Here is a 19,358-nt window from a genome sequence, read left to right on the forward strand (position 1 = left end):
GCGCCTAGGAGTGCGCGAAAAAAGGGAGGAAGACCCAGGTGAAAACGTTAATCCAGGCCTTCAGGACGAAGGAGTTGAGGAACAAGATCCTCTTCGTCTTCGCTATGATAATTATTTATCGTATTGGTTCATTTATTCCGATTCCGGGTGTGGACTATAAAGTTGTGCACGCTTGCACTGTTAAATTAGCTTCATCGAGCGAGAACTTTATTGGGTTAGTTAACTTGTTCTCAGGTGGCTCGCTGTTGCAGCTTTCTATTTTTGCTTTGGGTGTTATGCCTTACATCACTGCTTCCATTGTGATTCAGCTTTTGCGCGTGGTCATTCCTCGCTTCGAAGCTCTTCATAAGGAAGGTCAGTCTGGAGAAACAAAGCTTACGCAGTACACGCGTTACCTAACTATTGGATTGGCAATTTTGCAATCTACTACGATTTTGGTAACAGCACGTACGGGTGCTTTGTTTAATTATCAGTGCGGAAATAATATTATTCCAGACGGAAGCATGTGGAGCCTTATTGTCATGGTTTTGATCATGACTGGCGGCACTGGTCTTATTATGTGGATGGCAGAACTCATTACCGATAAGGGTATCGGTCAAGGCATGTCTGTCTTAATCTTTATGTCTATTTGCTCTGGCTTCTTGCCAAAGCTTTGGGAGATTGGTTGGGGAACCAACGGTTCTAATGGCGATTGGAATAAGTTCGCTATTGTTGGTGGCGTTTTGATTGTTATCCTCATATTTGTTGACTTTGTTGAGCTTGCTCAGCGTCGTATTCCTGTGCAGTATACGCGTCGCATGATTGGCCGAAAAATGTATGGCGGCTCTTCGACTTATTTGCCATTAAAGGTAAATATGAGTGGTGTTATTCCACCAATCTTTGCTTCGTCAATTCTTGCTGTTCCTACCCTTATTGCTCAGTTTGGAGATAAGAGCAAGGCTTGGGTGAATTGGATTGAAGCTAATTTGGCTAATTCCACTTCTGCTTGGTATATTGCGTTTTACACAATAATGATTGTGTTCTTCTGCTTCTTCTACACAGAGATTACTTTTAATCCTGATGAGACTGCAGATAACATGAAAGAGTATGGTGGCTTCATACCAGGCATTCGCGCTGGTAGTGCTACAAGTCATTATCTTAGCTATGTTATGAATAGGTTGAATACTGTCGGTGCTATTTATTTGCTCTTTGTTGCATTGATTCCTACCGTTTTGATTATGGCTTTGCATTTGAATACAAAATTGCCATTTGGTGGTACAACAATTTTGATTATTGCTGGCGTTGGTTTGGATACGTTGCGTCAAGCAAAGGCTCAGACTGAACAATTCCAGTATGCTGGTTTCTTGTTCAAGCATGATGAGCAAAAGCAAGTATCTAAGTAACTACAGTTAGCGAGCTAAGGAGATGAATATGCGATTACTAATTATGGGTCCACAGGGCGTTGGAAAAGGCACTCAGGCCGCTTTGTTAAGTGAGCATTATGGCATTCCAGCGATTTCTACTGGTGATATTTTCCGTTATAACCTTAAGAATCATACTGAGCTTGGAAAACAGGTTCAGGGATATCTTGACAAGGGCGAGTTGGTTCCAGATGAGCTGACTAACAGCATTGTTAAGGATCGTCTTGCTCAGGACGATGCAAAGAGCGGCTGGATTCTCGACGGTTATCCTCGCAACGCTTCTCAGGTTCAAGCTTTGGATCGTATGTTGGAAGAGCTTGGCACTCCTCTCGATCACGTTGTGGCTCTCGAGGCTGAGCGCGATGTTTTGCTCGAACGCATGCAAAAGCGTGCAGTGGAGCAAGGTCGTTCTGACGATACTCCAGAAGTAATTGCTAAGCGTTTAGAAACGTATGAGAAGGAAACAGCTCCATTGCTTGATATCTATGATAGCCGCGGTCAGTTGGTTGAAGTAGATGGCGTTGGAGATATTAAGGAAATCAATAATCGCATTGTTGAATCACTTAATTAAGTAGTGCGTTTTTAAATTTAAAAAGTAAAATGCGTTCTGTTCGACACGCCGAGTGTTGAATGGGACGCATTTACTGTATTATAAAAGATTGGCGTGTCTTCGGATGCGCAAAGTAGTATGCCCAAGGAACGGAACGAGGCTCATGGCAAAAGACGGTGTGATTGAAGTCGAAGGCACGGTAGTAGAAGCACTACCAAATGCGATGTTTCGCGTTCAGCTTGAGAATGAGCACATTGTTTTAGCTACGATTTCTGGTAAGATGCGTAAAAATTATATTCGCATTCTTCCTCAAGATCGTGTAGTGCTAGAAATGAGCCCTTACGATCTAAATCGTGGGCGTATTACGTACCGTTATAAGTAAGGTACAAGCAAAGGAAAACCATGAAGGTCAGCCCTAGCGTGAAGAGGATCTGCGAAAACTGCCGCGTGATCCGCCGTCACGGCCGCGTCATGGTGATCTGCATTAACCCACGTCATAAGCAGCGTCAGGGCTGAGCAGATTTCCATCGCGGAATACAAAGAATAAGGCGCTAAGTCACAGCCTAAGCTGAACCCTGGGTGCGCAGGCCCAGGCCGCACTTAATTTCTATTAGTGCGGAAGACTTGGTGCACGACCTGCGTAACAGTAAAGGAATTACAATGGCACGTCTTGCCGGAGTAGATATTCCCAATGAGAAGCGCATTGAGATTGCCCTCACCTACATTTTTGGTGTTGGTCGTACTCGCGCTAAGGAAACGCTTGCCGCGACCGGTGTTAATCCGGACACTCGCGTCAAGGATCTTACGGATGAACAGCTGATCACCTTGCGTGATTATCTTGAGGCCAATTACAAGATTGAAGGCGATTTGCGTCGTGAGATTGACGCTGACATCCGTCGTAAGATTCAGATCAACTGCTATCAAGGCCAGCGTCATCGCAAGGGTCTTCCTGTGCGTGGTCAGCGTACTAAGACTAATGCTCGTACTCGCAAGGGTCCGAAGCGTACTGTCGCCGGGAAGAAGAAGGCCACCCGATAGTAGTCGGTGGTCGGCTCTAGGCCACGGATATATTTCCATCGTCTAGACATACCAACTCATTCGTCATTAGGAAACGAGGGTCAATGGCAGCTGCAAAGCAAGCCTCGCGCAAGCCGCGTCGCCGGGACCGCAAGTCGGTGCCGGTTGGGCAGGCGCATATTAAATCAACATTCAATAACACGATTATCTCCATTACCGATCCATCCGGTGCAGTCCTTTCTTGGGCTTCCGGCGGTGATGTCGGCTTTAAGGGTTCCCGTAAGTCGACTCCTTACGCTGCAGGTATGGCTGCTGAGTCTGCTGCACGCAAGGCAATGGAGCATGGCCTCAAGAAGGTCGACGTGTTTGTTAAGGGTCCAGGTTCCGGTCGTGAAACCGCTATCCGTTCCCTCCAGTCCGCGGGTCTCGAAGTTGGTTCTATTACCGACGTTACCCCACAAGCGCATAACGGCGTACGCCCACCAAAGCGTCGCCGCGTCTGAGCACTCTTACGAATCCATCCATCCAACCCGCTTATGGGCGGCGAGTGCACCACCGACCAGAAGCTGAAAGGATACCAAAGTGCTTATCGCACAGCGTCCGACACTTACCGAGGAATCACTGAATCCCCAGCGTTCTCGCTTTACTATTGAGCCGCTGGAACCAGGTTTTGGCTACACTCTCGGCAATTCGCTGCGTCGTACCTTGTTAAGCTCTATTCCAGGTGCTGCCGTTACTTCGGTTCGCATCTCTGGAGCTTTGCATGAGTTTACGACTCTGCCAGGTGTTGAAGAAGATGTCACTGAAATTCTGCTGAACATCAAGGGCATCGTGCTCACGAGTGAGTACGACGAGCCTGTAGTGATGTATTTGCGCAAGAATGGTAAAGGTGAGGCCACTGCTGGAGATATTACTCCTCCAGCCGGTGTTACTATTGCTAATCCTGACTTGCATATTGCTACACTCGCAGAAGATGGTGAACTTGAAATTGAGTTTACTGTTGAACGCGGTCGCGGTTACGTGCCAGCTCAGATGAACAAGCAGGAGAACAGCGAAATCGGCCGCATTCCTGTGGATTCGATCTACTCACCAGTTTTGAAGGTGAGCTATAAGGTCGAAGCTACCCGCGTGGAACAGCGCACGGACTTCGATAAGCTCATCCTGGATGTGGAAACCAAGCCAGCTATTACACCGCGTGATGCAGTTGCATCTGCAGGCTCGACTTTAGTTGAGCTTTTCGGTCTTTGCCGTGAGCTTAACGTTGATGCTGAAGGTGTTGAAGTTGGTCCAGCGCCAACTCATGATGAAGCTGATTCTCAGTTGGCTATACCGATTGAAGATATGAATTTTACTCAGCGTAGCTATAATTGCTTGAAGCGTGAGGGTATTCATACAGTCGGCGAACTGGTAGTTCACACTGAGCAGGATTTGCTCGATATTCGTAATTTCGGCATGAAATCCATCGATGAAGTTAAAGAGAAGTTGCAGGCAATGGGTCTGTCTTTGAAGGCTTCACCGATTGGCTTCGACGCCAATAATCTCGAAGGTGGCACTTTCTTCTCGCCTGAAGACGAGTAAGTTCCGCCTGCAATCGTCGTAACGTTCGGATGTTCGGGTTGATGCCCACCTGAACGATGCGACAATAAGGAGTAATAATGCCTACACCGAAACAAGGCCCTCGTCTGGCTTCTAGCCCGGCTCATGAGCGCCTGATGCTGGCCAATATGGCGACCAGTCTCTTCCAGCACGGTCGTATCGTAACGACGTTGCCAAAGGCAAAGCGTCTTCGTCCGCTTGCTGAGCGTTTGATTTCGTTCGCTAAGCGTGGCGATTTGCATTCGCGTCGTCGTGTGTTGCGTGTAATTCGCAACAAGTCCGTGGTTCACGTGCTTTTCACTCAGATTGCTGAGCAGATGAAGCAGCGTGAAGGTGGTTACACACGTATCGTGAAGATTGCTCCACGTCGTGGTGATACCGCTCCTCAGGCAATTATTGAGCTCGTAACTGAGCCAGTAAGCCCAAAGAAGGCTGTTGTGAAGGAAGCTGAAGCAGCTACCAAGGTTGCAGCTAAAGAAGAAGCTGCCGAGTAGTTTGCATTCCAGCTTTACGCATCGGTAAAGTGAATCTTAAAGCAAGCGTTTAATCGCTTCTTGAAGAATTGCTAAAACGAGTCGAGGATTTCCTCGGCTCGTTTTTTGTTTGTATTATTATTAAGTTATGCCGAATATTTTGGATCAAGTAAGAAGCGATTTTCGTACTTTTGCTCAAAGAAGTTTTAATTCTGTTGATGCTTTGATTTTGTGTGAGCTTTCATACATAAATATGCCAAAATCTATTCCGCTATATAACAGTGAGTCAAAAGTTATTTCGACTACGCCTATTTACGATCTGCTACGTTTTGAAGATTTTTCGTCGATGTTTTCTTCTGGAGTAGCTAAGGTTGATAAGTTTCGTCAAGAGTTACTTTTTGCAGTTGCAGCTAATCCGCGCTACAGAGGTATTAAAGTAGGCGAAATTCTTGAACGATTTGATAAATCGAATGCTCATGAATCTTGTGAACAGCAGTTTGCTGGTGTTACTTTTGACCTTAGTTCTTGTGAAGGAATTGATAATCCGAATACTATTGTTGTTGCTTTTAGAGGAACTGATAATACGCTTGTTGGGTGGAAAGAAGATTTTAATATGGCCTTTCGCTGCCCAATTCCAGCTCAGGAGTCAGCAGCAGAATATTTAATTTCTGTAACACAAAGATATAGTAAATATATTGCAAAAAAAGCTAGTTTATTACAAAAAATTTCCTCGTTTTTCGCAAAATCAACTAATTCGAAGCGTGACAATTGCGATAACAATAATAAGCGCGATAATAATAACAAGCGCAATAACAGCCCGAATATTATTGTCACAGGTCATTCAAAAGGTGGGAATATGGCGTCCTATGCTACTATGCGATTGGATGCGGAAAATGAAAAACTTGGCAATCTTGTATCTAAAATTTATTCAATGGATGGGCCGGGTTTTGCAAATGATGTAGTAGATACTAGCGTTTTTTCGTGCGTGGCAAGTCGAATAGAGAAAGTTGTGCCGCAATCTTCGATTATTGGGCTTCTTATGGATAATGGATTGCCATATAAAGTAGCTAGGGCTGATTCTGTTGGTTTAATGCAACATTTTGGCATGTATTGGCATGTTGAGGATGGTGATTTTGACTATCGAGATGAAGTTACTGTTCGCGCTGCTGCAATCGCAAAAGCTATGAATTCTTGGATGTTTGATTTGCCTGTTGAGGAACGAAAACGCAGGATTGATAGTGTGTATAACGTTTTGTCGAGTTTAGGTTATCCTACTTTTGATTTATTGGGTTCTCATTGGTCTGAGCTTGTGCCAAAATTACTTGGAATGGCAACGCACTTGGATGCGAAGTCTTATGAGCTTATACGCGGAATTATTGCTGCTGTTGCTGGCGTAGGCGTGAAGTAACTGTGGTGAAGCAAGCTTTATGAGTAACTGTAGATGGAAAGTAATACTAAGCGTAAGCAACTGTAAACGGAATTTAATTGCGGAATTATTTAGTTACGACGAATGGAAGGTTTTTTAAATGCGACTTCGCTTAGATTTAGCGTATGATGGCGGCGGATTTTACGGTTGGGCTAAGCAGCCGGTTTTGCGCACTGTTCAAGGTGATATTGAAGCAGCATTGCATATGGTTTTGCACGTTCCGAAAAATGATCCTACTGAATCGTTGCGTCTTACTGTTGCTGGTCGTACGGATACGGGCGTGCATGCATCGCATCAGGTTTGTCATCTTGATGTTTGTGAAGAAACTTTATTGCGATGCGTAGGTCATACCGGATTGGACGGTGTTTGCGCGCTCGAGTACAGGCTTAAGCATGTTTTGCCACAAGATATTTCGTTGCATAAGGTTAGCGTTGCGCCCATTGGTTTTGATGCACGCTTTTCTGCGTTAGAGCGCACGTATGTGTATCGTATTTGCGACGCTTCTGATTATTGTGATTATGACCCTCGTATGCGCGGTTTTGTTTTGAAACTTGATGATGTTTTGGATGTTGATGCAATGAACCAGGCTGCGAGGCTTATGATTGGCCTTCACGATTTTGGATCTTTTGCGCGCCCTAATCCTGGAGGCACTACTATTCGCGATGTAAAAAGTGTCTGTTGGGAACGCGTGGGAACGCGTGCTAATGACGTGCGCGTTAAGCTTAAAACTGGATGCGTGCCGCCTGTTGAGCAGGGTTTGCTTGAATTTACTATTGTCGCTGATGCTTTTGCGCACAATATGGTGCGTTCTCTTGTGCAAGCTTGTGTGCAAATTGGTTGTGGGAAGCGTTCTTTTGATTGGTTTGAGGAAAAGATCAATGTTCCTCTTCGTGAAGGCTCGACGGGTCCAATTGATCCTCATGGATTGACATTGGAATATGTAGCTTATCCTCCTGATGAGGAGCTTGCTTCTCGCGCTGAAAAAATTCGCGCTCGCCGTGATTCTGCTGAGTTATAGCGTTTCAACTCGCCATAAATTTATATTCGCGCCATGGTTTACAATTGAAAAGTTGCGTTTGCGCGCGATTTTGTTGCGCGAATCGTAAGTGGATGAATGTCCGAGCGGTCTAAGGAGCACGCCTCGAAAGCGTGTGAGGGTAAAATCCTCCGCGAGTTCGAATCTCGCTTCATCCGCGAATAGGGTTTCTAGCAAATCGCTAGAAGCCCTTTTTTCATGCCGAAAACCCTTGATATATCAACGTTTTTGGCTTGTTCTCAGTGTTTTTCTGTTTTGCATTTTGTATCATTAAGTACCATTATTTTTGATTATAAGCAGGGTGTATAAAGGGGTGAATATCTGATGCAAGAATTATATTGAAGGTAGTTTTATTTATCATGGGACGAAGCAAGGGACAACACTCATGGCTAGAAAAAGCGCCTTTGGTCAGATTAAAACCCCTTCATGGTGGAAGAAAAAGCATAAGCCTAGTGAGCATTATTATGAGGTTTCGTATTTAACACCTATCGAAGAACTCGACAAATGGCCTAATTCTGCAAAGCGACAGTATAAGCCGAATGGTGCTAGGACATTGCAAGAGGCACAAGATTGGCTTTCTTCAGAGGAAAAGTTGGTTCATAGTGGCGAATGGTTGCCGGTAAAAGAGCGTGAGGTAAGACGCGAGCGCAATAGTATTCTGTTTAGTGAGTATGCGACTAGTTTTGTTGAGGGTAATGAGAGGCTTGGTAAGTCTACTAAGAACAAGTATTTTGAATTATTGGATAATCATTTATTGCCTTTCTTTGGTGGTATTCAAGTAAGGGCTATTACTTACATAAATGTTAAGAATTGGTTTGATGGTGAGCCTGATAATACGGCTCGTGTGAACGCTTATAAACTGTTATCTGAGATTATGGGTTCGGCTGCTAATGATGCGCTTGATGATGAGGGTAATACGCTTATTGATAAAAGCCCGTGCCGTTTGAAGGATGTTGCACGTCCTAAAAAGAGGCATGAAACGGTAGTTCCTACAGTTGAGCAGATTAGAGAGCTTGTTTCTTACATGCCTGAGCGTCTTGGGTTGATTGAGTGGGTTGCTTTTGGTTTGGGGTTTCGTATAGGTGAGATATTGGCATTACAGAGGCGTGATATTGAATTGAATGATGAAGTGGGTGCGTCTGTTATTCATGTGCGCCATTCGTTGAAAGATGAGAAAGATGAGCGCGGCAAAACAGTAGTAGTAATGGGTAGTACCAAGACTAAGAGCAGTGAAGCTAGTGTTATCATTCCTGAATCATTAAAACCATTGTTTGAAAAGCAATTAAAAGAGTATACGAGTAAAGAGGCGGACGCGTTCATATTTACTACGGAGAACAACAATAATTTTATAAGGCCGTCTAATTTTCGTTGTAGATACCACAACCCGGCTCGTAAGCAAGTAGCAGGCTTGGAAGAGTATTGGCCTCATGATGGCCGCCACGCTCGTGTTATTACCATGCTCGAAAGTGGTGAATCATTGAATGTTGTTGCTAAACAAGTACGCCATTCTGATGCTCGTACAACAGCACGTTTTTATGCAGACTCAACAACAAGAGGCGCACTCGAAAAAGCAAGCGAGAAAATAAGCGAACAATTAAGTGAAGGATTAAACTCAGAGCCTATAAAAACAGCTTCTAGCAAGAGCGTAAAGAGCATGGAGAGCGTGGAAAGCACGAAGCCTAACAGTAATGATAATGAGGCTGCTAATGGCTTATATGTGTTCCTCGTAAGCATGGAGATGAGCGCTCGCATTCAAGCATTAAGAGGCATGAGCAAAGAGCAAAGAAAACAAGCATTAGACTCACTATCAGACGGCATAAAAGAGGAAACAAAAGACGCTTTCATAAACTCAATCGAATAACCTAACACTCTAATACTCACACCAACACCCCCAACACCCCAACCGTTGGAAACATTAGGGTTTCATTACACCCCACACTTTCCCCACTACCCCCAACAATCTCATAAACCGCACGTTTTGCGCTCGCAAACGGTACGAGGGTAGTGGCTTTTATTGGCGTATTGTTACGAATAGCTTTTTGTTACGATAAGGGTGTTACGAATAGAGGACGAAGGGAGATATTAGACCTATCGCCGGGGTGGCTTTCCATGAGGGGGTGGGGGTATACCCCCTATATGCATTGTTTTCGTGCCATATTCGACGTTTATTCAATGGCTTACTACTTTGCATACTACTAGCTATTGTTTGCGTGCGTATGGGCTGATTTTACTAGGGTTTGGGCATGATAGTAGTCGCATTTTATGTTGTGGCACATGCTTAATAATGTTCAATAATCTAGTGTGTGCCAAATCTTTTGAACATGGCGCGCATTTGAGAGAGTTAGGCAGCGCTTTTTGCGAGCGCCACAGCAATACCCTTTCCCCCCGTCTTGTAATGGTGGCGTGTGGGTTTGATGCTGTGTGATATGTTAGCGCGTGTATGGCCATTATAGGCTGCATGTTCAAGGCATTATTTACGGTTGTCACCATGTTTGCGAGCGCAGTTTTATATAAAAAATCGCTAATTTGTGGATAACTATTTAGGTTCGAACTTAATTTTTCAAGAAATGGCTATTTTAAGCCGTTTTGTCGGTGTGTTGTAACGTCTTTTTTGTGAAACGACACACTTAATTACTATAGTTATTGGCAATTATCGCGAATTAAATCGAATAGAAATTGTTCGTTCTGAAAAGTCTCTTCATAGAGTAGAACGCTTGTACTATAATCTACATTTAGTGGCAAAAAGAGCCACACCCTACTACATAGCGTGGCGGCAACCACACTATAGGGTGCAGCTCTTCCATACCACCTTGACGCCCAAATGGGTGTCATGAAACATAACAATTGAAACCTGATGTGAAGCGTCTTAAACATTGCAAAATCAAGGCGTTTCACTTTTGGGTTTCATAATTCCACCCCCAAATGGTGGGGTAGAAAGGGGGTGCCAACATGGGCACCGTAAGTAAATTATATGTAGGTCACACTACATCTACGACCCCATTGAGCGTGTCTGTAGTAACCGCAATGGAAATGCTAGGCTACAAAGACCGTAGAAGCGTGCTCAAATTAGTCTACCAAGGGAAGTTAAAAGCCTCTAGGCCAACGGGACGAAAAATCTTAATCGACTATGACAGTCTCGTTAAGTTGGTAAAGGGGGAAGAAAAATGAAAGAGACCCCCTTCATCGCAAACAATATCGAAGGGGGTCGGGACAACAGTTCCAATTATACCCCTTCACCATGCGAATACAACTTTGCAAAAATGACTACAGAACAGCAACTAGACTGCTTTACTGATGGCATCGCGCGCGCAATTTATGAGCCATTCAATTTAGCTATAGGCTCCGACGTGGAAAGACGCTGTAGAATGTTTGCGCTCGCAGCCATATCATCGGTTACGGAAGGCTGTAGAAAACCTGTAATATCTGCTAAAGGCTCGGACGTTGACGCGCTCGCAGGCATTATTATTCTTGCCATGGCGTGCCCTAGCGCGATAGTTACTATAGATTTTAGCGGCAAAATACAAAATGGTGCTATAAGACTTAATACGCCTGATAGCATGTCTAGGTTTGGCGAAATCGTCTGTTTGCCAATGTCAAGAGCATGGTTTCTTGAAAACAGTCCACGCCAGCACGCTGCTAAACTACGTGAACACTTGTATGAAATCGCGCCATTACATAATGAAAGTTCACCAGAGCAAATACTTGCAGAATGTGAGAAAGACTGTTGGCGTAATCTAATGAAGACTCAAGGCATGGAGGTGACTAAATGATTACCCCTGTTTTTGACCTTAGGCCATTAGGCGTGAAGCCTTTTGAAAGCGAGCAAGAGTTTTTAGACTCTAGTAGTACTATTAAAAATCTTTATCAGTACGCTAGAGCGTGCAGAACGTCGCCGCACGCCGCATTGGTTTGTACTTTAGCTAGTGTTTGCGCAGAAATACCGCCTAACATTGTTGTGCCTTCGTTTACGGGTGATAGTCCAGCTAGCCTGAATTTTGCTGCTATTACGATAGCGCAATCTGGTGGCGGTAAGGGTTTGGCTATGACCGTGGCTAAAACGCTCGTTCCATTACCTGATACTGTTTGGGTTGGCCAAACAGCGTCGGGGGAAGCTATACCGAGCGTGTATGTTCACTACGAAGAAGATGAGACATATACTCGCAATGGTGACGATAAAGAAAAATGCGAGCGCAAAAAACCGCGTCTCAAGTATAAAACTCAAAACGCGTTTTTTGATATTAGAGAGGTTCGAGAGTTTGCAGGCAATGCAAGCCGTGTTGGCTCTACTATTGTGCCAGTGCTTGTTAACTTGCTTGATGGCACGTCTAAGATAGGTTGTACTACCAAGAGCGAGAGTAACACGTTACAAGTGCCAGAGTACGGGTATCGTGCCGTAATCGTCATTGGTGTGCAGCCGGCCAATATACGTGATATTACCAGTCACGGTGGCACGGGTTTGCCACAACGGTGCTTATGGACTGATGTGCTAGACTCTAATGCGCCTGATAGAAGGCCTGAGAAAATAGCGCCTGAACAATGGTTATCTTTTGACCACACATTATTCAAGCAATATGCCGCCTCGGAGATGGACTTAAATAGTCTACTAAGGTCGGGGAAGCCTGAAACAACGCTAGTAATGGAAAGCGGGCAATACAGTTATAAGCTGCATGAGCTTAACTATCCTGAAGGCGTTTATGTGGCTGTAGATGAAAATGCAAAGCAAAGGCTTAAGGGTGAGAATGTTTCGCATACTCAATTACTTGTGCTGAAGCTAGCAGGCCTTATAGCCTTATTCTTGCAAGAGGATAAATCAAACCTATTGAATGTGACAGCTAAAAACATTCAGCAAGCTGAATGGCTCGTTCGCCAAAGTATTACAACATTGCAAAATGGGTTAAATACCTACGTGCAAACTAAAAACGCTGAAACATACAAGCAAGAATATGAAGCCAAAGGCGACGAAAACAAGGAAGGCATAATCAACAATGTTGAAAGGTCAATAATAAGAAAACTAGAAAAGAGCAACGGTCAAGGCGAAACAAAAGGCGGATTAACAAGATGCCTAGACCAACCAGTAAGACCGGCGCTCGATGATGCGCTCGCAGATTTAATAAAAGCTAAGCGTGTACGATTAAAAGAAAAAAGATATTACCTAACAAAATAAAAAGGTAACAGGAAATAGCAGCCAAACACGAACGCACAAAGCCAAAGTGTTTGGCTGCACTCATATAAACACAACACACACAACATTGCGAGCGCAACAATACAAAAATAAAAAACGTTGGGGACAGTGGGGTTCACGTGTGGGGAAGCACAAACCCTAATATTTCCAACACGTTGGTGCGTTGGTGGCGTTGGGGTACACAAAAAAGAAAACACACACAACCACAACCGCACGTTTTGCGCTCGCAAACAGTACGAGGGTGCGTCATGTAGTGGCTTTATCTCGTGTGCTGATACTTGATACTTAAGAGCCTTAACATATGAGCATATAAATTAGCGTGGTAAGGCTGTATAATGGCCATTACAAGCGCTTATAGCAGGTGTTACGAATGGTATTATTTAGCGTTTTGAAGCATTAAAAAATATTATAAACGGGGTGTTTAGCAGGGTGAAGCACTTTCATAAAGTCGCAAACCCAATGTTTAGTAAGGCTAATAAGGTGTTATGTCGGAATCTCGCTTCATCCGCGAATTAACCAAGCCTAAAGCATGTAAAATTGCTTTAGGCTTTTTAATTCGCCGAACTTCGTAAGCGATCGTAATCCGTGCGAACTTTCTCTCGCGTTTGAAGTCGAGTCCTATTTTGTGTGTAAAGGGAATGCCCTATAGGCTAAAAGCCCCAAGGTTAAGTTTTACTTCAAAATAAGCTTCGTATCAGTAGGATACCCAAGTTCATAAGCTCTTAGCAGTCTAGATGTGATTAATTGCACAGTTGCATTTTTAAGAGTTTGTTGAGCGCGTATTACAGAATCGTTATCATCGCTTTTTGTAGTAACGTTATTCTCGGATGCATTATTATTTTTTGACGTAATAGTTATTATTTGATTAAAAGCAGCTAGCTCTTCTCTAGCGCAATCCATATAAGCTATAGCGGTAATCGACAGATCTTTTCCGCTTGCTGAATCATGTGTTTTTCCGCTTTCTAACGCCTCTTGAGGAATATCGTAAGCTTTTTTGCGCAAGTCTGTTCCTTCTCCTGCAACTCGCATAAGAGTTTGAGCGTTTGTCGACGCCATATCGCTGTATTCCAATGTTATATTTTGCTCTTTTCTCGCTGCTAGTGTTTGTAAAATAAAAGCAAGTTTGTCTTCAGCTTCTGCAGCTTGAGCTAAGGGTTGATGTGTCCATTTGAAGTTTTTGTAATGATTTATTACTTCTATAAGATTCGCGTATGAATCGTGCTCCATTTGTTGCGCTGTTGTAGTTTTTGTATTTTCTGAGCTTTCGTTTCCTCTTTTATTGCTTACATTATTTGAATTTTCGTTACTATTTTTCTTCGAAAGCATTTCCCATTGAGCTTGCGTGCTGTATATAATGCTTTCACTTAATCTTCCTGGGCATTGCTGAGCGACAGTTTTCCAATATTTTGCTGCGGTTTCAAAATTCTTAATGGATGTGTTGTTTTGGTTCTTTTTGATTTCACGCTGCTTTTTTTGCGCAAGTCTGTATGCTTTAGCACATGCATTTTCTGGAGCTGCTGTGTGAACTGTATGCTCGACGTGAATGTTTTGTAATGTTCCACAGGCTGTTAGCAGTGGAGATATTAAAACGCATATAAGAAGCACGAGTGCTCTGGCAATACTGCGTTTTACTTGTTTGCGCATGTCATTTAACAAAACATAAAGTGTCTGCATAATCTACTAAAATAGCCACTGACTGTGACCAATATCGATTTATTAATTTGGTATTTGTTCTAAGTCTGCAACAATTAAAGCTAACTGTCGTTAGAAGAAAAAATAAGTGTGCTTTAATAGTTACAATTAATAATCATAAATTAATGCGTTATAACGAGAGGACGTGCGCGATGGAATTGGATTTGGCGGGAATGCATCAGCTTGCGGCACAGCAGGGGATTAATGCCGAGGAGCTGGACGAGGCGCTCGCCGAGGCCTTGCGTCTTGCGTATATGAAAACCGCTCATCCTGCAAAGCATGTGCGAGTTGAATTGGACGAACGTGCAGGTTCGTTCACTGTGTGGGCTAGGGATGAAATTCCTGGTAAACCTACTGAAGATAACCCGTATCCAGCTCCAACGCTGGGAGAGGAGTATGACGATACTCCTCATGATTTTGGTCGTTTAGCTGCTGCAACGGCTCGTCAAGTTATTAGTCAAATTTTCCGTAAAGCTGAAGATGATCGCGTGTTTGGTGCGTTTTCTGGTCAAAAAGGAAAGCTTATTAACGGCATTATTCAACAAGACGCAAAAGATAACACTAATATCCACGTTGCTGTTGGAGATGTTGAAGCTATTTTGCCGCGTCGCGAGCAGGTTCCAGGTGAACGTTACCGCCATGGTGAGCGTATTCGCGTATATGTTGTAAATGTTGCTCGTGGTCTGCGTGGTCCGGAAATTGTTGTTTCACGTTCACATCCTGAATTAGTTCGTCGTCTTTTTGAGCGAGAAGTGCCGGAACTTGTTTCTGGAGCAGTTTCTATTATGTCGATTGCACGTGAAGCCGGAGCTCGCACAAAGATTGCTGTTAGAGCTAATACTGAAGGTGTGAATCCAAAGGGTGCTTTAATTGGTCCTGGCGGTTCACGCGTGCGTGCTGTAATGGAAAACTTGGGTCAAGAGAAGATTGATATTGTCGATTGGTCGTCTGATCCAGCAAAGTTTGTTGCTGCTGCTCTTTCGCCTGCTACTGCTACACAAGTGCAAGTAGTGAGTGAAAAGAATCAAACTGCAGTTGCTTTTATTCATGATGCTCAGCTTTCTCTTGCTATTGGTAAAGAAGGTCAGAACGCTCGTTTGGCTGCAAAGTTGACTGGTTGGAAGATTGGTATTGAGTCTGCGGAAGAGCATGCTAAGAAGGTTGCTGCAGCTCAAGCACAAAATGCTCAGCCTGCTTCAGCTGATTTGAATAATAACGCATCTGCTGCTGAATAGATTGTTAATTGAGAAGTGCTAAATATTTTTAGATTGATATTTTCGCAATGTTTAGCACTTCTTGATTGTTTATTTTGCTAGTGGTGTGCAAATAAAGTAGTCTCTCGCGTGGCATTTAGCGACACTCGAGTCAATCCAACGTTTCGAGTATGCTAAAAGCTGGAATCTGGGCGAAAGGCAATCGCCATCGTCCGGCGGGAGACGAGGTATAAGATCATGGTCGCACGATGATATATCGCACGATAATAAATAATAAGCTCGCAATAATGTAAAGTGGTCGCGTGTACTAGCGCTGCCACAGACAGAGGAGAACACTGAGTGGTTAAAAAGCGCGTGTATGAACTGGCCAAAGAATTTGGTGTAGACAGTAAAACCGTGTTGGAGCGTTTGAAGAGCATGGGCGAATTTGTTAAGTCTGCTTCTTCAACAGTTGAGGCTCCAGTAGTTCGTCGTTTGCAAACAGCGTTAGCATCTGACGGAAATAAGTCCGAAAAGGCATCTAGTGCAAGTAAGCCTGCTGCGCCAAAAGCTAAGCCTCAAGCTAAGCCGCAGACTAAACCTCAAGCTAAAGATTCGTCACACAGTGATTCTGTAGCTGGCTCTTCTGCTAACCAGCCTGTGCACAACACAGCTTCTCATTTTGTTCCAAAGCCGGGTGCAAATCATACTCGTTCAAACAATCCTTCGCGTTCTAATGCTGCTGCCGGCGAAAATAGAAAAAATGATCGTCGCAATGATAATCGCGGCGAATCGCGACAGCAAGCTCAAGGTCAATCTCACTCAGATCGTTCACAGATGCCTCCTCGCCCTCGTCCGCACCAGAATGCACAAGGTGCAGGCGCATCTGCTCCACGTCCTGGTAATAATCCGTTTAGCCGTAAGCAGGGTATGCGTGCTCCTACACCTGGAGATATTCCACGTCCTCATCCGATGTCTCGTCCTGGTGCTGAAAATGGCCGCGGTGGTCGTCCAGGTCAAGCTGGCTCTGGACCTCAAGGTTCGCGTGGTGAACGTGCAGAACGCGGTGGCCGCTCGCGTGGTGGCCGCTCTGGTCAAGGTGGCGCACGCTCATCGCAGTGGTCGGGTCAGCGTCGTGGTCAAGGTGGCGCAGGTGCTGGCTCTGGTGCATCTTCTCGCCCATCTGCAGAATCTCGTTTTGCATCTCAAGGAGCTAGCTTCCAGGCTGCTGCAGCAGGCGCACCTAATGGTGGTCCATCGCGTGGCGGCGGTCGCGGTCGTGCAGGAGCTGCAGGCGCATTCGGTCGTCAAGGTGGTAAATCTTCTAAGGCTCGTAAGAATCGTTTAGCGAAACGTCGTGAATACGAAGAGCTTAAAGCACCAGTGATTGGCGGCGTGCGTATTCCTTCTGGTAACGGCGCTACGATTCGCTTGCGTCAAGGCGCAACTCTTTCTGATTTGGCGGAAAAGATTGATGTAAATCCAGCAGCTTTGGTAACTGTGCTCTTCCACTTGGGAGAAATGGCAACATCTACACAATCTTTGGATGAATCAACATTCCAAATTTTGGGTGAAGAAATCGGCTGGAATATCAGCATTGTTTCTGCTGAAGAAGAAGATAAAGAGCTTTTGCAGCAGTTTGACATCGATTTGGACGAAGAAGAGCTGCAAGAAGATGACGATTTGCAATCTCGTCCGCCTGTTGTTACTGTTATGGGTCACGTCGATCACGGTAAAACTCGCTTGCTTGATACCATCCGTAAGTCGAATGTTATCGATCGCGAAGCAGGTGGCATTACTCAGCGTATCGGTGCTTATCAAGTAACTGTAAATCTTGAAGGAAAACCTCGTAAGATTACGTTCCTCGATACTCCAGGTCACGAAGCGTTTACTGCTATGCGTGCTCGCGGTGCTGAGCTTACAGACGTTGCAATTCTTGTTGTTGCAGCAGACGACGGCGTAATGCCTCAGACTGTTGAAGCTATTAACCACGCTCAAGCTGCTCATGTGCCAATTGTTGTGGCTGTGAACAAGATTGATGTTGAAGGTGCTAATCCTGAAAAGGTTCGCGGTCAGCTTACAGAATACGGTTTAGTTGCTGAAGAATACGGCGGCGACACCATGTTTGTGGATATTTCTGCAAAGCAGGGCACTAACGTCAATAAGCTTCTTGAAGCTGTGTTGTTGACTGCTGACGCTGAGCTTGATCCTAAGGCAAATCCAAATATGGATGCTCGCGGTGCAACTATCGAAGCTCGACTCGATAAGGGTCGTGGTGCTGTTGCTACTGTTCTTGTGCAGCAAGGTACTCTTCACATTGGTGATTCTATTGTTGCTGGCACTTCTTATGGCCGTGTGCGCGCTATGCTTGACGAGAACGGCAAGCATTTGCAGGATGCGGCTCCTTCCACTCCTGTTCAGGTGCTTGGTTTAACTTCTGTTCCAACCGCAGGCGACCTGTTCTTGGTTACTTCGGACGACCGTTCTGCTCGTCAAATTGCTGAAAAGCGTGCAGCTACAGAGCGTGCAGCTCAGCTTGCTAAGCGCCGCAAGGTTGTGTCTCTTGAAAGCCTTAAGGAACAGTTCGCTAAGTCTGAAGTTGACATGCTGAACATCGTTATTAAGGGCGATTCTTCTGGTTCTGTTGAAGCTTTGGAAGATTCCTTGATGAAGATTGAGGTCTCTGAGGAAGTTGGCATCCAGGTTATTCACCGCGGTGTTGGTGCAATTACTCAGAATGATGTGAACTTGGCAACTGTCGATAAGGCTGTGATTATTGGCTTCAACGTGCGTCCAAACCGTCAAGTTGCTGATTTGGCAGACCGTGAAGGCGTGGAAGTTAAGTACTACTCAGTTATTTACAAGGCAATCGAAGATATCGAAGCTGCTTTGAAGGGTATGCTTAAGCCAGAATTCGAAGAAGTTGTTACTTCGCATTCCGAAATTCGCGAAATCTTCCGTTCTTCCAAGTTCGGCAATATTGCTGGTGTTATGGTTCAAGATGGCGAAGTCAAGCGCGGTACGAAGTGCCGTATTTTGCGCGACGGCGTTGCTACAGTCAACGACTTGGAGATTTCCAGCTTGCGTAGGTTTAAGGATGACGTGCAATCCGTTAGCGAAGGTTACGAAGCTGGTATTAATCTCGGCAGCTTCAATGACATTGAGCTTGGCGATATAATCGAAACCTTTGAAATGAAGCAGATTGAGCGCAAGTAATTATGGCAGGAACGAATCCTAGAGCTGCACGTATTGCAGCATTAATTCAGCGCGTAATCGCTTCTAATATGGAATCGCATTTGCATGATAAGCGTTTGGCGAGTGTGACTATTACGGAAGTGCGCGTTACGAACGATTTGCAAATTGCAAAGGTTTACTGGACGCAACTTGGTCACGAAGGTAAAGAGCAGGGTGAGCGTCAGCGTGCAGCACAAGCTTTGCAGCAGGCTCACGGTCGACTGCGCTCTTTGGTCGGTGCAAAAGCTGGATTGCGTTTGACTCCCCAATTGCAATTTATTTATGACGAAGTGCCATCTGAAGCGCACGAAATTGAGGATATTCTTGTTGCAGCTCGTCATCGTGATGAAGAATTAGCTAAATTGCGTGAAAATGCTAAGTATGCTGGCGATGTCGATCCGTATAAGAAGCCACGCGAAGTTGAAGAATCTGACGATGACTTTGACGATGATAATTTCGACGACGACGATTTTGACGACGACGATGACTTTGAAAGCGACGACTTTGAAGGCACGTCTGAATCGTCTGACAACAATTAAATCTCAAAGCAAACTCAATG

The 19,358-nt window shown here is 44.7% G+C and carries 16 protein-coding genes, 1 tRNA gene and 2 pseudogenes; 18 read left to right on the plus strand and 1 reads right to left on the minus strand.

The features are described from left to right. Positions 1–38 precede the first annotated feature (38 nt). The 14 genes from secY to HXT57_RS01250 all read left to right on the plus strand — a co-directional run bounded on the left by secY (position 39) and on the right by HXT57_RS01250 (position 12,662). Positions 39–1,382, plus strand: coding sequence for a preprotein translocase subunit SecY (secY, locus tag HXT57_RS01185; protein WP_421783608.1), 1,344 nt, complete (start codon positions 39–41; stop codon positions 1,380–1,382). 28 nt (positions 1,383–1,410) lie between these two features. Then, entirely contained in the window at positions 1,411–1,971 is a 561-nt protein-coding gene (locus tag HXT57_RS01190) for an adenylate kinase (protein ID WP_012913828.1), read from the plus strand. A gap of 142 nt (positions 1,972–2,113) precedes the next feature. Next, positions 2,114–2,332, plus strand: coding sequence for a translation initiation factor IF-1 (gene infA / locus HXT57_RS01195; protein ID WP_004105485.1), 219 nt, complete (start codon positions 2,114–2,116; stop codon positions 2,330–2,332). Between the two features lie 20 nt (positions 2,333–2,352). Next, positions 2,353–2,466 carry a 50S ribosomal protein L36 gene (gene rpmJ / locus HXT57_RS01200; protein WP_003842636.1) on the plus strand — a complete coding sequence of 38 codons (114 nt, stop codon included), beginning with the start codon at positions 2,353–2,355 and terminating at the stop codon, positions 2,464–2,466. A gap of 144 nt (positions 2,467–2,610) precedes the next feature. Then, positions 2,611–2,988 carry a 30S ribosomal protein S13 gene (gene rpsM, locus HXT57_RS01205; protein ID WP_004105472.1) on the plus strand — a complete coding sequence of 126 codons (378 nt, stop codon included), beginning with the start codon at positions 2,611–2,613 and terminating at the stop codon, positions 2,986–2,988. Between the two features lie 83 nt (positions 2,989–3,071). Then, positions 3,072–3,470, plus strand: coding sequence for a 30S ribosomal protein S11 (gene rpsK, locus HXT57_RS01210; protein ID WP_004105468.1), 399 nt, complete (start codon positions 3,072–3,074; stop codon positions 3,468–3,470). 79 nt (positions 3,471–3,549) lie between these two features. Beyond that, positions 3,550–4,545 carry a DNA-directed RNA polymerase subunit alpha gene (locus HXT57_RS01215; protein ID WP_004574084.1) on the plus strand — a complete coding sequence of 332 codons (996 nt, stop codon included), beginning with the start codon at positions 3,550–3,552 and terminating at the stop codon, positions 4,543–4,545. A gap of 77 nt (positions 4,546–4,622) precedes the next feature. Beyond that, positions 4,623–5,057, plus strand: a complete 435-nt coding sequence (gene rplQ / locus HXT57_RS01220; protein WP_004129014.1) for a 50S ribosomal protein L17 — start codon at positions 4,623–4,625, stop codon at positions 5,055–5,057. Positions 5,058–5,184: 127 nt separating this feature from the next. Further along, positions 5,185–6,444 (plus strand): Mbeg1-like protein, encoded by a 1,260-nt coding sequence (locus tag HXT57_RS01225; RefSeq protein WP_421783610.1) that lies wholly within the window; start codon positions 5,185–5,187, stop codon positions 6,442–6,444. 118 nt (positions 6,445–6,562) lie between these two features. Next, positions 6,563–7,480: a tRNA pseudouridine synthase A gene (locus tag HXT57_RS01230; protein WP_421783612.1), complete on the plus strand. Its 918-nt coding sequence runs from the start codon at positions 6,563–6,565 to the stop codon at positions 7,478–7,480. Between the two features lie 90 nt (positions 7,481–7,570). Next, positions 7,571–7,656 (plus strand) — tRNA-Ser (locus tag HXT57_RS01235). Positions 7,657–7,883: 227 nt separating this feature from the next. Beyond that, positions 7,884–9,359, plus strand: coding sequence for a tyrosine-type recombinase/integrase (locus tag HXT57_RS01240; RefSeq protein WP_415692885.1), 1,476 nt, complete (start codon positions 7,884–7,886; stop codon positions 9,357–9,359). A gap of 1,399 nt (positions 9,360–10,758) precedes the next feature. Continuing rightward, on the plus strand, positions 10,759–11,268 hold the full coding sequence (locus HXT57_RS01245) for a hypothetical protein (RefSeq protein ID WP_421783614.1): 510 nt from the start codon (positions 10,759–10,761) through the stop codon (positions 11,266–11,268). Then, positions 11,265–12,662: a hypothetical protein gene (locus HXT57_RS01250; protein WP_415692887.1), complete on the plus strand. Its 1,398-nt coding sequence runs from the start codon at positions 11,265–11,267 to the stop codon at positions 12,660–12,662. The genes HXT57_RS01245 and HXT57_RS01250 overlap by 4 nt, the downstream gene beginning before the upstream one ends. A 690-nt stretch (positions 12,663–13,352) precedes the next feature. Here HXT57_RS01250 and HXT57_RS01255 read toward each other — a convergent pair. Continuing rightward, positions 13,353–14,354, minus strand: coding sequence for a hypothetical protein (locus HXT57_RS01255; RefSeq protein WP_415693327.1), 1,002 nt, complete (start codon positions 14,352–14,354; stop codon positions 13,353–13,355). A gap of 170 nt (positions 14,355–14,524) precedes the next feature. Between HXT57_RS01255 and nusA the strand changes: the two genes are divergently transcribed. The 4 genes and pseudogenes from nusA (at position 14,525) to rbfA (ending at position 19,338) form a co-directional block, all read left to right on the plus strand. Then, positions 14,525–15,607, plus strand: a complete 1,083-nt coding sequence (gene nusA, locus HXT57_RS01260) for a transcription termination factor NusA (protein ID WP_004109632.1) — start codon at positions 14,525–14,527, stop codon at positions 15,605–15,607. Positions 15,608–15,925: 318 nt separating this feature from the next. Next, positions 15,926–16,081, plus strand: a pseudogene (locus HXT57_RS01265) (translation initiation factor IF-2 N-terminal domain-containing protein); the annotation flags it as partial. A 366-nt stretch (positions 16,082–16,447) separates the two neighbouring features. Continuing rightward, positions 16,448–18,781: pseudogene (infB, locus tag HXT57_RS01270) on the plus strand (translation initiation factor IF-2); the annotation flags it as partial. Positions 18,782–18,783: 2 nt separating this feature from the next. Beyond that, the gene (rbfA, locus tag HXT57_RS01275) at positions 18,784–19,338 is read left to right on the plus strand and encodes a 30S ribosome-binding factor RbfA (protein ID WP_004109626.1); all 555 of its coding nucleotides are present in this window, start codon (positions 18,784–18,786) and stop codon (positions 19,336–19,338) included. Positions 19,339–19,358: the final 20 nt, after the last annotated feature.

It is taken from the genome of Gardnerella sp. KA00771, assembly GCF_049244045.1.
GTDB lineage: Bacteria > Actinomycetota > Actinomycetes > Actinomycetales > Bifidobacteriaceae > Bifidobacterium > Bifidobacterium swidsinskii.